Annotated in this window: 11 protein-coding genes; 2 read left to right on the top strand and 9 right to left on the bottom strand. The window is 29.4% G+C overall.

The features are described from left to right. Nucleotides 1-456: 456 nt before the first annotated feature. From RH99_RS14495 to RH99_RS14465, 7 genes are all read right to left on the bottom strand, one after another. Nucleotides 457-732, bottom strand: coding sequence for a hypothetical protein (locus RH99_RS14495; RefSeq protein ID WP_010239718.1), 276 nt, complete (start codon nucleotides 730-732; stop codon nucleotides 457-459). Nucleotides 733-815: 83 nt separating this feature from the next. Continuing rightward, on the bottom strand, nucleotides 816-2,810 hold the full coding sequence (gene ligA, locus RH99_RS14490) for an NAD-dependent DNA ligase LigA (protein WP_010239716.1): 1,995 nt from the start codon (nucleotides 2,808-2,810) through the stop codon (nucleotides 816-818). A gap of 87 nt (nucleotides 2,811-2,897) precedes the next feature. Then, entirely contained in the window at nucleotides 2,898-5,192 is a 2,295-nt protein-coding gene (pcrA, locus tag RH99_RS14485; protein WP_010239713.1) for a DNA helicase PcrA, read from the bottom strand. A 294-nt stretch (nucleotides 5,193-5,486) separates the two neighbouring features. Continuing rightward, nucleotides 5,487-5,813: a YerC/YecD family TrpR-related protein gene (locus RH99_RS14480; protein ID WP_010239711.1), complete on the bottom strand. Its 327-nt coding sequence runs from the start codon at nucleotides 5,811-5,813 to the stop codon at nucleotides 5,487-5,489. 168 nt (nucleotides 5,814-5,981) lie between these two features. After that, nucleotides 5,982-6,698 (bottom strand): pseudouridine synthase, encoded by a 717-nt coding sequence (locus RH99_RS14475; RefSeq protein ID WP_010239707.1) that lies wholly within the window; start codon nucleotides 6,696-6,698, stop codon nucleotides 5,982-5,984. A gap of 331 nt (nucleotides 6,699-7,029) precedes the next feature. Next, on the bottom strand, nucleotides 7,030-7,749 hold the full coding sequence (locus tag RH99_RS14470) for a lytic transglycosylase domain-containing protein (protein ID WP_010239705.1): 720 nt from the start codon (nucleotides 7,747-7,749) through the stop codon (nucleotides 7,030-7,032). A gap of 125 nt (nucleotides 7,750-7,874) precedes the next feature. Continuing rightward, nucleotides 7,875-9,881: a triple tyrosine motif-containing protein gene (locus tag RH99_RS14465; RefSeq protein ID WP_010239702.1), complete on the bottom strand. Its 2,007-nt coding sequence runs from the start codon at nucleotides 9,879-9,881 to the stop codon at nucleotides 7,875-7,877. A gap of 203 nt (nucleotides 9,882-10,084) precedes the next feature. Here RH99_RS14465 and pulA point away from each other — a divergent pair, with 203 nt between their 5' ends. Beyond that, nucleotides 10,085-12,241 (top strand): type I pullulanase, encoded by a 2,157-nt coding sequence (gene pulA / locus RH99_RS14460; protein WP_010239699.1) that lies wholly within the window; start codon nucleotides 10,085-10,087, stop codon nucleotides 12,239-12,241. Here the strand turns inward: pulA and RH99_RS14455 are convergent. Together RH99_RS14455 and RH99_RS14450 are read right to left on the bottom strand one after the other, a co-directional pair. Then, nucleotides 12,221-12,730 (bottom strand): YaiI/YqxD family protein, encoded by a 510-nt coding sequence (locus RH99_RS14455; protein ID WP_010239696.1) that lies wholly within the window; start codon nucleotides 12,728-12,730, stop codon nucleotides 12,221-12,223. The genes pulA and RH99_RS14455 overlap by 21 nt on opposite strands. A 102-nt stretch (nucleotides 12,731-12,832) precedes the next feature. Next, the gene (locus RH99_RS14450; RefSeq protein WP_010239693.1) at nucleotides 12,833-14,164 is read right to left on the bottom strand and encodes a glucose-6-phosphate isomerase; all 1,332 of its coding nucleotides are present in this window, start codon (nucleotides 14,162-14,164) and stop codon (nucleotides 12,833-12,835) included. A gap of 642 nt (nucleotides 14,165-14,806) precedes the next feature. Here RH99_RS14450 and RH99_RS14445 point away from each other — a divergent pair. Then, nucleotides 14,807-15,079 (top strand): STAS-like domain-containing protein, encoded by a 273-nt coding sequence (locus RH99_RS14445; RefSeq protein WP_010239690.1) that lies wholly within the window; start codon nucleotides 14,807-14,809, stop codon nucleotides 15,077-15,079. The last annotated feature ends 225 nt before the right edge of the window (nucleotides 15,080-15,304 follow it).

Genomic DNA, 15,304 nt, shown 5'->3' with positions numbered 1-15,304 from the left:
GGCATATTCAAATAAATAACTAGTCAGTATGCTAATCTATTTTGAATCCTACTACGTCAACAGAACCCTCAGATAGCTCACTATCCTCAGAACCCGTTTCCTTGTAGACTTCAAAATATACGTCCGCATCTTTGACTTACTATTTATTTTCATATGCCTTATGTGACAAACATCAACAAATTAAATTATACAATATATTATTGCATAATCTCAAATAATTTAAACAAAATTATTTATAACAAATAAGGTTACCTTATCGGTAACCCTCTAATCTTACAATTTAAATGTAATTAATTAAATATTTTAGATAAAATCACTTTAAAACTTGTAATTATTATATACTAGAAATTTAAAAATTTCAAATTATTTTTCCTAAAACTTCTAATAATATGCAACTTAATTGTAAATTACATTTTTAATATAATAATTAAGTATATAAATAGATTGTAAATAAAATTAAAATACTCCTATGTACATGAAGAATACAGTTCCAACTGCAATAAGTGTACACGAAATTGAATATAAAAGATTTTGTGATCTTTCTCTTTTATCAACAAACATCTTCACTGCCCAAATCATCATAGTCAAAGCCATACATAACTGAAATGTACTGTATGAATCAAAATATCTTGTTTGACGAATATATAGATATGTAGTAAGTAGTGTGCAAGTTAAAGTGAGCATTGTTAATGAAACCAATATCCACCCAATAAAGTTTATTGCCTTCTTCATTTTACTTCCTCCTAATTCGCTCTCTAAACAATATTAGTTCATTTTTTTACAATTGTAAATATTTTTTCATAAACTTAAAGTTACTAATCATTTAATATTTTGTAAAAGTTTTCTTCAGTTATTATTTTCACACCTAAATCTATAGCTTTATCATATTTTGATCCAGGATTTTTCCCTGTAAGTACATAATCTGTTTTCTTACTTACACTTCCAGATACCTTAGCACCTAGTGATTCTATTTTTTCCTTTATTTCACTTCTGCTAAAGTTTTCTAAACTTCCTGTAACTACTATAGTTTTATTTAAAAATGGATTGTCTAATATTTCTTCTTCTTCATAATAAGGTTTTACTCCTATATCAAGAAGTTCATATATGTTTTTTATTATTTTGTCCTCATTAAAGAATTCTAAAACACTTTTCGCTACTATTTCACCTATATCCTGTATAGAAATTAATTCCTCATAAGTACTATTTATAATTTTTTCTAAAGATTTAAACTCTTTAGCTATATCTTTGGCAGTTTTTTTGCCTACATTTGGAATTCCTAGTGAGTATATAAATGCCGATAATTCACAATTTTTACTTTTTTCAATAGCTTTTATAAGCTTTTCTGCTTTTTTATCAGCAAACTTATCTAATGTTAGTAATTGTTCCTTCTTTATGTTATATAAATCTGTAATAGATTTTATGTCCAATTTTTCAAATAATTGCTCTGCAGTTTTTTCATTGAATCCTTCAATATTCATGGCTTCTCTACTAGCGAAATGTACTATACTCTTTACCATTTGAGGCTTACAGGACAAAGTATTCTCGCAAAAATAGTGGACACCATCTTGTACAAGTTCACTTCCACAGTATGGACAAACTTCAGGAGGATTTATATCCTGTTCTTCATCGCCCTCACTTGCAACACCCATTATTTCAGGAATAACATCATTAGATCGTCGTACAAACACCTTACTTCCAAGTCTCACTCCTTTCCTTTGTATATCATCCATATTATTAAGAGTAGCTCTTCTTACAGTGGCACCCGCAAGTTCTACTGGCTCTAACATGGCTGTTGGGGTGACTCTTCCACTTCTCCCTACATTCCATTCCACTGAAAGCAGTTTAGTTGTGGCCTCTTCTGCTTCAAATTTAAAGGCAATTGCCCATTTAGGAAATTTAACTGTATAACCTAGTAATTCCCTAGTTCTTATATCATCTATTGCAATAACAGCACCATCTATATCATAATTTAAGTCTCCTCTTAAATTATTTATAATTTCTACTTCTTTTTCTATTTCTTCAATAGTAGAACATTCCCTTATATAATCATCCATTGGAAAATTCTTCTCAATTAGAAAATCAAGCATCTCTCTATAGGTCTTAAATTGTTCTCCCTCATTGTAACCTACATCATAGAAGAAGGCAGAAAGATTTCTTCTAGCTGTCTCCTTTACATTCAAGTTTCTAAGAGCTCCAGCGGCTCCATTTCTAAGATTCTTAAGTGGTACTACTGATGAACTATTGTATTTATCAAAAGCTTCCTTTGTCATTATAGCTTCACCATGCACCTCAATTATCGCATTATTTTTAATCTTAAGTGGAATTGTTTTTATAGTTTTTACCTGCTGAGTTACATCCTCTCCTACAAAGCCAGTACCTCTTGTAGCAGCTTTTACTAAAATTCCATGTTCATCATAAGTACAGTTTACTGTTAAGCCATCAAATTTCTTAGTTATTATATATTTTATAGATGGTAACTTTTCCTCATGCAATTCATTATAGCTATTGATAAATTTTATATTTCTATTATGCCAGTCTTGAAGTTCACCAATAGACTGAGCTTTATCTAGACTCCAAAGTCTAGCCGTATGTGTGTACTTTTTAAATTCTGGCAATACAACATCGCCAACCCTTACAGTTGGTGAGTAAGGATAAACTATGCCTGTTTCTTTTTCAATAGCTGAAAGTTCATCATATTTTGCGTCATATTCCTTATCGGAAACAGTAGGATTATCCTTTGCATAGTATTCATAGGCATACCTATTTAATTCTTCTATAAGCTGTTCCATTCTCTTTAATTTATTATCCATAATTACTCTACTCCGTTCATGCTATTTAGGCATATTCAAATAAATAACTAGTAAGTATGCTATTTATCTTCATATGCCTTAACTATATTATATGAGTTGTAATGGAGCTAAATCTAACCTTAAATTTTTTATTCCCATATTTTTAAAGGCAATGGTTAAATTAACATTTCCATCTTTTCTGCTAACTGCTACAATAGTTCCATCTCCAAATTTAGCATGCCTTACCTTTCTACCTGCAGTTGCTTCACTTTCACTAAGAGCTTTTATTTCTTTCTTTTCTGGTAATGTATTTTCCTCTAATATACTTTCAGCATATTTAGTAGAAAATCCTTTAAAAGATGTATTTCTAGGAGGTATATCTTTATTAGTGTGAGAGAACCCTCCAAAACTATTATTACCATAACTCTTATTGCTATTTGAAAACTTGTTCATATTTCCAGGTTTTTGTGGATTTAAGTTAACATATTCTTTTAATTCCTTAGGCACCTCTGCTATAAAATCAGATTCTCCGTAAGCTACCGTTCTTCCAAAAACCCTTCTAGTCTGAGCTGAAGTCATATATAACTGTTCTTTTGCTCTTGTAATACCAACATAAGCTAGTCTTCTTGACTCCTCCATCTCAGCAAAATCCGTAAGTGAAGCAGCTCCTGGGAAAATACCATTTTCCATTCCCACCATAAATACTACGGGAAATTCTAGTCCCTTTGCACTATGCACGGTCATCATAACAGTAGAATCAGAATCCACATCATAATTATCCACATCTGCAACCAAAGCAGTTTTTTCTAAAAAAGAAGCCAATGACTTATCCTCAGAATTGTTTTCAAAATCTACTGCTGCTGAAACCAATTCCTGAAGATTTTCTATTCTGGTTATATCCTGCACGTCGTTAGATTTCTTTAGTTCCTCAAGATACCCAGTTTGACCTAGAAGTTCTTCTATTAATGTGGAAACTTTAATTTCTTCTTTTCTTATCATAAAGCTATTTATAATGCTGACAAATTTATTTATAGCTGAAACATTTCTAGCTGTAAGTCCCGGTATAGTTTGTATATCCAGCAGACAACTATACACGCACTCTTCAATTTCATTAGAAAATCTTTCGATTTTATCCACTGTAGTTCCGCCTATGCCTCTCTTAGGCACATTTATTACTCTCTTTAAACTAATATTATCCAGTGGATTGCAAATAAGCTTTAAATAGGCCATTATATCTTTAATTTCTTTTCTGTCATAGAACTTTAATCCACCTATTATTCTGTATGGAAGATGTCTTTTCATAAATACATCTTCAAATAATCTTGATTGAGCATTAGTTCTATATAGTATTGCAAAATCCTTATATTTTTTCTCTCCAGAATCTACGGCTTTCTTTATTTCATTACAAACAAACTCTACCTCTTCCATGTCTGAGTAACTTCTGTAGAGCCTAATCTTATTTCCATCTTCACTTCTTGTCCTAAGCATCTTAAAATGTTCATGAGGATTGTTTTTAATAACTCCATTAGCCGCTTTTAATATATTACCCTTTGATCTATAGTTTTCTTCGAGTTTTATTACTTTTGCATTAGCATAGTCCTTTTCAAAGTCTAGTATATTCCTTATGTCAGCTCCTCTCCAACCATAGATGCACTGATCATCATCTCCCACCACACATAGGTTTTTATGCTGCTTCGCCAAAAGTCTTGCTAATTCATACTGTGCTTTGTTAGTATCCTGATACTCATCTATCATTATGTATTTGAACTTTCTCTGATAAAACTGCAGTACATCTTCATGCTTTTTAAATAATTCAACAGTTTTAAATATCAAATCATCAAAATCCAAAGCATTATTTTCTTTCAGTTTTTTCTGGTATAACAAATATACTTCTGCAATTCTATTTAATCTAAAATTCTTTTCACTAGTTCTCTTATATTCCTGTGCGGATATTAAATTATCCTTCTGATCTCCTATTTTTGATATTATCTCTTTATCCGTTATGTCCTTATCATTAATTCCAACTTCTTTTATACATTGGTTTATTAAAGTCTTCTGATCTGCACTATCATATATAGTAAAATTTTTATTATATCCTATTTTATCTATTTCTCTTCTAAGTATTCTTACGCAGCTGGAGTGAAAGGTGGACACCCACATATTCTCAGCTTCGTCTCCTACAAGTTCACGTACTCTTTCCTTCATCTCTTGAGCAGCTTTATTGGTAAATGTTATAGCTAATATTTGTGATGGATAAATATTTAAATTTTCAATCATATTAGCAATCCTATAGGTTAAAACCCTAGTTTTACCAGATCCTGCTCCGGCCAAAACAAGTACCGGACCATCTACAGCTATTGCTGCTTCATACTGTTCTTTATTTAATAAATTTTTTAAATCCATTGTGTTTTATTGCCTCCTTGTGTTTCCAATACCTTATAAATAATATAATTTACAATTCCTGCTGTAAATAAGTAAATTTCACACCATATATTGTAAATTATCATACATATTTTTACTCATACACAGTTAATAAATTCTATGTAAATTATTAAAAGTATTTTATTGGCTATTATTTATTATATCATTTAGACCACAATTTAAACAAATACAAGATAAAGAAAAGGTTCACTGCTTTTCCGGTCAGTAAACCTCTCTTACTATGTATATTGTATTTTTATAATTTATTTCTTGGCATTATTTTTCTTTTTTATCATTGCTTTCTTCTGTTATAGCAAGTCTTTTTAATACTGTAGTATAACCATCACTTCCATAATTAAGGCACCTATTAACGCGACTTATGGTAGCTGTACTAGCCCCTGTTACTTTACCTATATTACTGTAAGTTTGCTTTTCAACTAACATTTTAGCAACTCGAAGTCTCTGCTCAATTGCCTTAACTTCATTTATTGTACATATATCTTCAAAGAACCTATAACATTCCTCTCTTGTATTTAAACTCAAAATAGCATCGCAAAGAAAATCCATATTTTCATTTTCAAGCTTTGATTCATACTTTGCCATTTAATTCACTCCTCTATAAATACCCTTGCTTTAAATAAATTCTATCATTATTTAATAATATATTCTATAGATAATTGTAGTTTAAGACATATTTAAATAAATAACTGATTAGCATACTAGTACATTTTGAATCATACTACGCTGACAGAACCCTTTGACAGCAGCACCTTAAATTTCCTTTAAAGCTTTTACTTCATCCTCTGTAAGTTCTCTATAACTTCCTTCATTTACACTCTCATCTAATTTAATTGGACCAAAACTTATTCTCTTTAAATATACAACTTCTTTATTTCTTGCTATAAACATCCTCTTAACTTGATGGAATTTTCCCTCCTGTATAGTTATCATAACCCTAGAACCATTTGAATCCGCACTTAGTATATTCAGCTTTGCGGGCATACATTTGTATCCGTCATCTATTTCTATTCCTTCTTCAAAGGCCTTTATATCCTCCTCATCTACAGGTTTATTGATTTCCGCATAATACACCTTATCCACATGCCATTTAGGTGAAATCATCCTATGGTTTAGCTCTCCATCATTAGTTAAAATAAGTAATCCTACTGTATCCTTATCTAGTCTTCCCACTGGGAAAGGCTTAAAGGATGCATGATACTCCTCTAATAAATCCACCACTGTTTCATCAAAATTATCAAAAGTAGCGGATACTACTCCATCTGGTTTATTCATCATCAAATATATATACTTCTTATAATCCAAAAGTTCCCCATTAATAACTATTTTATTTTCATTAACATCCACCTGTATATTACTTGATTTTATTTTTTCTCCATCCACTTCTATTAATCCACTTTTAATTAATTTTTTTACATCTTTTCTAGAGCCGTATCCAGAATTAGCTAAAACTTTATCCAATCTCTCCATATAAAAATCACATTCCTTTGCTTACATACAACTTTATATTAATTTCTCTTGCTATATTTTATCACATATTAGGTTTATAATTGTGATCATATATTATTATTCTCATTCAGTTCATATTATTTGCTGCTTTAAACTTTGTAGAAATCTTATAAAAATATAAAATAAAGCCACCAATTAGCTATATATTATATATAATTGGTGGTTAAGCAATATCATAATTCATCTGAATAGTCTGATTCTACTTTGAATTTTTGTTTTATATTTATTCAGTTCTTTCAACATTAGAATTCTTTATTTGTAATCCTAGAAAAAATTATCAAAAATAAATTTTCTAAGCATTCTGATAATACTTCGAAACCTTCGCTACATAATCCTTAGTCTCACTTGGAAGTTTACTTATATTCTCTCCACTGCTCTTTACTGCACCTGGTCCAGCATTATAGGCAGCTATTGCCATTTTATAGTCTCCAAAGGTGTCCAGTAAACTCTTTAAATACTTTGTACCACCATCAACATTTTGATTTATATCGTAAGCATTACTTACGCCTAGCTCCTTTGCTGTTCCTGGCATAAGCTGCATAAGCCCCATAGCACCAGCACTTGAAGTAGAACTCGGATTAAAGGAGGATTCTTGCTGTATAACAGCTAGTACAAGTTTTTTATCCACTCCATATTTTTTAGAAGCATTGTCCACAGCTTCATCAATACTTAAATTATTAATGTGGATATCTTTGTTAATATCATTAGTTATGGTATTATCTTTGTTTAAACTTGCTGCTTTGCTGCTTGTAGTACTACTAAGAGTGTCCAGTTTCGTACCCCCACCATAGCCTAATTTACTTAAATCACTATTACCTAAAAAGTTCAATTTATTAACATCTATATTGCCGCTGCTATCTTTACTTGAATCCAATATGCTTTGCATAAGCATATCAAAGGTATTTTTTTGACTATCAGATTCACCATATATAGAACTTTGTTCAGATATAGTTTTCAGCATTTGATTAAGAAGTTCATACTGCAAAACCCCACTAACATCATTTGTTTTCATAATATCACCGTCCTCATTAGTTTATTACTTAAGGTATGTTCAAATAAATAACTAGTCAGTATACTAGTATCTTTGACTGGTTATTTATTTTCATATGCCTAATTATAAATATGCTAATATTAGTTTTATTTTTCAACATCAAATCCTAATATGGCATAATCTTCATAGGAACATATATTTATTTGGCTTTTGCTTAAAACTAATAGCTTGTACTCACCTTTTGTAAAGGGAATAAATGCATAGAAATTTTTTCTACTATATTTTTGTACTAAACTCCATTCCCCTTGTTCTAAGAGATAAAATTCATAAACAACTTCTTTTCCGCCCTGACTGCTTACATTAAAACTAATTCCTTCATTGACTTTAGGTTTTAATTTATCACATTCTATAGTAGTACTTGTCACAGGTAAGCTATCATGTATAACTAGTCTTACACTTTTTTTACAGTCAAACTCCTTGTCACTTTTTTTATTTTTAGCGAATATATCAATGTTATAGATCCCTGCACATTTAGGTTTAACTATATATTTACAAGTATTATCATATTCCGTCTCTTCAACCTTACGATTATTTATTTTTAATACGTACCTATTTAAAATATTTTTTGTATTCTCTGCAATAACCATAATTTCTATTTTATCACCAATCATGTAGTAATCATTAGATGGCACTAATATATAATCTATATTAGCAGGTATATAATCATAGACTTCTACATAGACAATAGAAGAGCTGTCATATTCTTTTTGGGAAAACTTGTCTTTCACCCTAACTTCAATTTCATAGTTTCCAGATTTCTCTGGAGTGTAATTTACCCATTGACAAGGTCCATAGTCTATTCTCTCAATTTCCTTATCATTGCTTTTTACAACAAATGAATATTTAAGTTCTAATCCGCCTTGTGCTACTACTTTTATATTTACTGTTTCTCCAGTTAGTATTTTTGTTCTCTTATCAGTAATAACATCCTTGATGATTACTGGCTCTCTTCTTTCTTCATCAATTATAAATTCAAAATCATCTTTATCCTCATAATTTTCTTCAAAAGAGGCATCCTTTACAAATAAAGTTATTTTATATGTACCTGCTGCTTTTGGCTTCCAGTTAAAGCTATTATTTCTTAAATACCCCGAATCCTCACTAGCATTACCATCTATTATAAATCTGTATAATAGTTTTTTACCACCTTCAACCACAGCTTTTAAATTTATTTCATTATCACAGGTTTGCGGTGATGTAACATCGGAGGTAAAACTTTTTATCACTATTTGTCTATATTTCTTAATATTATATAAAATAACAGCTCTATCATCGTATTTACTAGGTGAATACATATCCTTTACTAAACATAAGAGTTTAAACTCACCAAAGCCATTTTCAATATAACTTACAATTCTCTTGGTAGAGTAATTTTGTATACATTCTGCCTCACCTTGTGAATCTATCTTTATAAACTTATATAAAATCAATCTACTATCATCATGCTGAACATCCACTTGGAAGGTTATTTCATTGTCACTGAGAAGTTCTTCAGTAAGACATTTGAAATCTTTAATTTGCATGTTTTTTATTGGAAGCACATTAAATTCAACGTTTCTAGTATCATCAAATTTTTCCTTTGAGTCCATAAGCTTGCACTGAACTACTATTTCCTGTTTGCCTATCTTAGTAGTTGTCCAAGTTATCATATCTTCTGCACTGTAGTCTTTTAAAAGGCTCCACTTTCCATTTTCAACAATACCATATCTAAATAAAATGCCCATCCTAACAACTTCAACCTTAGCTGTTATTTTTTCCCCAACAGTTAATTCTTTTCTATCTAATGCTATAGATTTTATAATATTTTTTTCCACTTCCCCGATTACATAATCTACTTTGCTCAAATAATTAAAAGGTTTTTGTTCATCTTCACGCCTTGCTTGAACTATAATAGTATATATACCATCTTCTATAGGTTTCCACATTGCCTCTGTATCACTGGAGAACTCCTTTAATATAGACCATTTACCATTTAGACCTATACAATATTTATATAATAAATTTTCTTCAATTTTACTTCCTATAGATATCATTATTTCATTATTTATTTTTTGAGGGCTTTCACGGTTAAAATTAACTTCGAATTCATTCATTCCTCTTCATCCCCTGTTTAAAAAAATATCCTTTTTACATTATACTATAATTCCATTATTTGTAACAGGTTTTTTATTTACATTTTCCTTATTATTTAATATTATAAATTAATGGTATAATTAACTATCAACTACAATTAACTATTAAATGATATAATTTTGTACTCTGATTAATTATTTAGTAAATATTATGGAGGGCTAAAATGGAAATTATTAGTGCATCCGTCAAAGACTTTAAATCCTTAGAAGTAATTGTCGATGATTTGAATCAGTTTAATCTATCAAAATTTACTGTACGAAATAAAGATAAATTTTTGAATATAAATACACACTATATTAATAATACTACAATAATTTTAGTATTATCAGAAGAAATAAATATAAAAAATAACTGTTTTTTAATTTATGATAATAATCTAACTGCAAAATGCACTTATTACAAGTTATTTTCTTCTCCAGAATTTAACGGCAGATTCTTCACTTTAGAAGAATTAGGACTTATATACAAAAAAACATTCTCGGATTTTAGAGTATGGTCACCTGTTGCCACCTCAATTGATCTACTAATTTATAAAAATGGTGATTTCTCTGTGCCTGAAATACCAAGAGTATTTTCTATGAAAGAATACAACGGACTTTGGTCAGTGACTGTAAAAGAGGACTTAAAAAAATGTTTCTATACTTTTAGAGTAAACACTTATGGAACCACTAATGAAACTGTAGATCCTTATGCAAAATTAGTTGGCATAAATGGAAATAGAGGATATATACTGGATCTTAAAGAGACAGATCCAGAAAATTTTAATAAAGATATTTCTCCAAACAATATTGATAGCTATACTGATGCTATTATATATGAAATCAGTATTAGAGATATCAGTATAAATCCTAACAGTTATATTATAAACAAAGGAAAATTTTTAGGCCTTACAGAAGAAAATTCTGAAACTGTAAACAAAGAACCTACTGGTATTAGCTATTTAAAATTTTTAGGTATAACCCATGTTCAAATTATGCCTATATTTGATTTTTCCTTTGTAAGTGTAGACGAAAAAAATCCAATTAAATATAATTGGGGATACGATCCACAAAACTACAATGTGCCTGAAGGAATATATGCTACAGACCCCTATGATCCTGTTTGTAGAATTAAAGAATTAAAACAAATGATTTACTCACTTCATAAAAATGGTATATGTGTAAATATGGATGTAGTGTACAATCATGTTTTTGATTATACGGATAATTGTTTTGAAAAAATATTTCCTGGATATTATTTTAGACACAAGGATGATGGTACTCTATCTAATGGCACTAGTTGTGGAAATGATACTGCCTCTGAGAATTTAATGATGAAGCGTTTTATAATAGATTCTGTAATGTATTGGACTAATGAATATCACATGGATGGCTTTAGATTCGATCTAATGGGTATACATGATATAGATACAATGAATACCTTAAGGCATAAGTTAGATGCTATTAAACGGAAAATAATGCTTTATGGTGAAGGTTGGGATTTGAAAACAAATTTAGATGATACTAGAAAAGCAATGATATCAAATTCATTAAAAGCTCCACAAATAGGATTTTTTAATGATACTACTAGAGATGTGTTAAAGGGAAATATATTTGATAGAAACTCTAAAGGTTTTATAAATGGAAAGGCTAACTTAGAAAAAAATGTACAATTATCCGTTATTGGCGGTACAAAATATTCCGGGACTTTAAATGGACCATTTTTTTCTCCTATACAATCAATAAATTATGTTACTTGCCATGATAATAATACTCTTTGGGATAAACTTCAATTTACTAATAGAAATGAATCTGATGAATTTAGAATATATAGACTAAAACTTTCCCTTGCAATTATTCTTACTAGCCAAGGTATACCATTTCTACATTCTGGTATGGAATTTTTAAGAACCAAAGAAGGTATAGAAAACAGCTATAATTCACCAGACTATATAAATTGGATTGATTGGAATAGAAAAGACAAATACATGTACGTTGTAACCTATATAAAAGCTTTAATATCTATACGAAAAAATCATCCTGCATTTAGGATGAATTCATCAGAGGATATTAGAAACAATATTGAATTTTTACAAAATACGCCTCCAAATACAGTAGCTTTTTTATTAAAAAATCATTGCAACGGAGATTCTTGGAAAAATATATTAGTTATATATAATGCTAATACTGACCCTATTAAAATAAACCTTCCAATGTCAGAAAATTGGAATCTAGTAGTAGATAGACATACTATAAACGAAAAAATCATTCATATTCATAGCTATAAAGACCCCTACTATGTTGATGGCATAAGCCTTAATTTACTTTATAATAATTCTTAAATAATATATAAAAATACAGTATATGAATATTTTCATTGTTTCATCTGTATTTTTATATAATTTTTTTATAATTTTTACAAGATTAATATATAGTTTTTCATCATCATTTTTATTTCTTTTTTTAGGATTTGATGTCTTTCCTCCACCTCGCCTAACTTTTTGCCCTAAATGTCTTTCAAAGAGTAGCCTCTCAATATTCTCATTGCTGTATATATTTCCCTTTGGGCTTAATGCATATGCCTTTTTCCCTAATATCATAGCTGCAACTCCAAAGTCTTGAGTTATAACTATATCTCCATTCTTTGCTTCATTTACAATTTTCATATCTACACTTTGAAAGCCACTATCCACATAGATAATACTACTATACTCACTTTTTAAAATATGATTTATATCACAGTACATAATTACTTCTATGTGATTTTCTCTTGCTGCTTTTTCTATTATATCTCTACCTGGACACGCATCTGCATCCACTATTATCCTCATAATCTCGCCTCTTCAAATTCATTATTTATCAATTCACCTAAACTTAGTATGTATAAAGTAAAACCCTGCATTTTCAGCAGGGTTTTTAAACTTTTCTACTAATTATTTTAATTTTTCTTCTAGTTCAGCCTTTATTGATTCATATCCTGGCTTTCCTAAAAGCGCAAACATATTTTTCTTGTAAGCTTCAACACCAGGTTGATTAAATGGATTTACTCCAAGTAAATATCCACTAATACCACAAGCTTTTTCAAAGAAATAAACCATATATCCAAAATAATATGGAGTTAATTCAGGAATATTTACTACTGTAACAGGGATTCCACCATCATTATGTGCAAGTACAGTACCTCTGAATGCTTGTTTATTTACAAAGTCAACTGTTTTTCCACTTACAAAGTTTAATCCATCAAGATTTTCAGCATCAGTACCAATAGTTAATTCTCTTCTTGGCTTTTCAATGTTTATAAAAGTTTCAGAAATATTTCTTAACCCTTCTTGTATATATTGACCCATTGAATGAAGATCTGTTGAGAAATCTGCTGCTGCTGGGAATATACCTTTTCCATCTTTACCTTCACTTTCACCGAAAAGTTGTTTCCACCATTCTCCAAAATAATGTAGAGATGGTTCAAAATTAACTACCATTTCAATAGTTTTACCTTTTCTATAAAGAGCATTTCTTGCTGCTGCATATTGATAACATTCATTTTTTGTAATGTCATCATCTGAATAAGCTTCTCTTGCATCTGCTGCACCCTTCATCATTTCATCAATATCTATTCCTGCTGATGCTATAGGTAAAAGTCCTACTGCAGTCAAAACTGAATATCTTCCACCTACATCATTTGGAACCACAAAAGTCTCATATCCTTCTTTATTTGATAATGTCTTAAGAGCACCCTTTTCAGCATCTGTGGTAGCATATATTCTCTTTCTTGCCTCTTCTACTCCATATTTCTTTTCAAGTAATTCTTTAAATATTCTAAAAGCTATAGCAGGTTCTGTAGTAGTACCTGATTTTGATATAACATTAACAGATATATCCTTACCTTTTATTTCATCAAGCAAATCTGCTAGATAAGTAGAACTTATATTATTACCACAGAAATAAACTTTAGGATTCTTTCTAGTATCATCATGGGCCAATACCTCAACAGCCGCTCTAGCACCTAAATAAGATCCTCCTATACCTATAACTATAAGTACATCAGAATCTTTTTTTATCTTCTCTGCTGATTTTTTTATTCTTGCAAATTCATCCTTATCATAATTTACAGGGAGGTCTACCCAACCTAAGAAGTCGTTTCCATCTCCTGTTCCCTTGTGAATCATTTCATGTGCTGCACTAACCAATGTCTGTAATCCAGTAATTTCACGGTCTTTTAAATAAGGTTTTGTATTTTTAAGTTCTAATTTTAAACTATTTGACATATATGTACCCCTCCATAAAATGTAATAAAGTTTCTCACTAATTGAAATTTTAGACCATAAAAGAAAATAAATCAAGCTATCTTATAAAAATTCATTATTTAAATGTTATTTCCATTCCTTAATAAGAATTCATCACATAAAGATTATTTCCATCCTTTAAAATGTATATACATTTCTTTTCGTAGCAAAATATCTATATAGATTGAAAATGATATTATACAATGATAAATTAATTTAAGCATTTTATAAATACTAGTTTGAAAATCATGTAACATCATATTAGGCATGTTCAAATAAATAACTAGTCAGTATACTAGTCTATTATGAATCATACTACGTTAACAGAACCCTCTGATAGCACCACTATCATCAGAACCTGTTTCCTTGTATGATTCAAAATATACGTCGTATCTTTCACTTGTTATTTATTTTCATATGCCTTAAGTATAATTTATTGCTTGAATAGATATTTATAATATTCTTTACACTTTGTATAATCTTCATTACTTTATGATTTTAAAAAAATAATAAAAAAATATTGTTAAAAGTTTGACAAGTGATAAAATCTGTTATATAATAGGTTTATAAGATTAGTACACAACTTAAATACAAATATTTATTTTGTTGATTGGAGGAGTAAAAATGGAAAAAGTTTTAAATGTAAAAGATATTATTGGTGGTCAATTTACTTGTGAGGATGCTATTTTATTGAAAAGTAACTTTTCTAATGATAATGATACTATAACTCTTGATTTTACTGGTATTGATGAGGTGCCTACAACTTTTTTCTATAACTTGTTTTCTGATTTGTTATACACTACAGATAGGGAAAAATCCTTTCAACACATCAAAGTAAAAAATTTATCCGATATATCCAATTACAATAAAGTTGTTCAAGGAACAGCTATTATGTAATTTAATATATAAATAACTTTCCCTTTCCTTGTAGACAGTTAGAAGTGTTATACTTTTAACTGTTTATATTTTTTTATATTATATTGCAAAGTTTTTCTTGAACTAGTTATATATCCCTTCTAAAATCTCTCCAAATTTTTACTAATTCTATTATTTTTTATAATTTATCTTATTATAAAAGCTATATAGTTAAAAAAATAACAGTAGATGCATAATACTACGTGT

Source organism: Clostridium arbusti SL206 (assembly GCF_000246895.1).
Classification (GTDB): domain Bacteria; phylum Bacillota; class Clostridia; order Clostridiales; family Clostridiaceae; genus Clostridium_I; species Clostridium_I arbusti.
Note: the sequence above shows the minus strand (reverse complement) of the source record. Positions and strands in the feature narration are given on the sequence as shown.

Bases quoted from the DNA above. Each gene is read 5' to 3' on its own strand.
- RH99_RS14480 (WP_010239711.1), bottom strand. From the start codon at position 5,813: ATGGCAAAGTATGAATCAAAGCTTGAAAATGAAAATATGGATTTTCTT.
- pulA (WP_010239699.1), top strand. From the start codon at position 10,085: ATGGAAATTATTAGTGCATCCGTCAAAGACTTTAAATCCTTAGAAGTA.
- RH99_RS14465 (WP_010239702.1), bottom strand. From the start codon at position 9,881: ATGAATGAATTCGAAGTTAATTTTAACCGTGAAAGCCCTCAAAAAATA.
- RH99_RS14475 (WP_010239707.1), bottom strand. From the start codon at position 6,698: ATGGAGAGATTGGATAAAGTTTTAGCTAATTCTGGATACGGCTCTAGA.
- RH99_RS14495 (WP_010239718.1), bottom strand. From the start codon at position 732: ATGAAGAAGGCAATAAACTTTATTGGGTGGATATTGGTTTCATTAACA.
- RH99_RS14450 (WP_010239693.1), bottom strand. From the start codon at position 14,164: ATGTCAAATAGTTTAAAATTAGAACTTAAAAATACAAAACCTTATTTA.
- pcrA (WP_010239713.1), bottom strand. From the start codon at position 5,192: ATGGATTTAAAAAATTTATTAAATAAAGAACAGTATGAAGCAGCAATA.
- RH99_RS14455 (WP_010239696.1), bottom strand. From the start codon at position 12,730: ATGAGGATAATAGTGGATGCAGATGCGTGTCCAGGTAGAGATATAATA.
- RH99_RS14445 (WP_010239690.1), top strand. From the start codon at position 14,807: ATGGAAAAAGTTTTAAATGTAAAAGATATTATTGGTGGTCAATTTACT.
- ligA (WP_010239716.1), bottom strand. From the start codon at position 2,810: ATGGATAATAAATTAAAGAGAATGGAACAGCTTATAGAAGAATTAAAT.
- RH99_RS14470 (WP_010239705.1), bottom strand. From the start codon at position 7,749: ATGAAAACAAATGATGTTAGTGGGGTTTTGCAGTATGAACTTCTTAAT.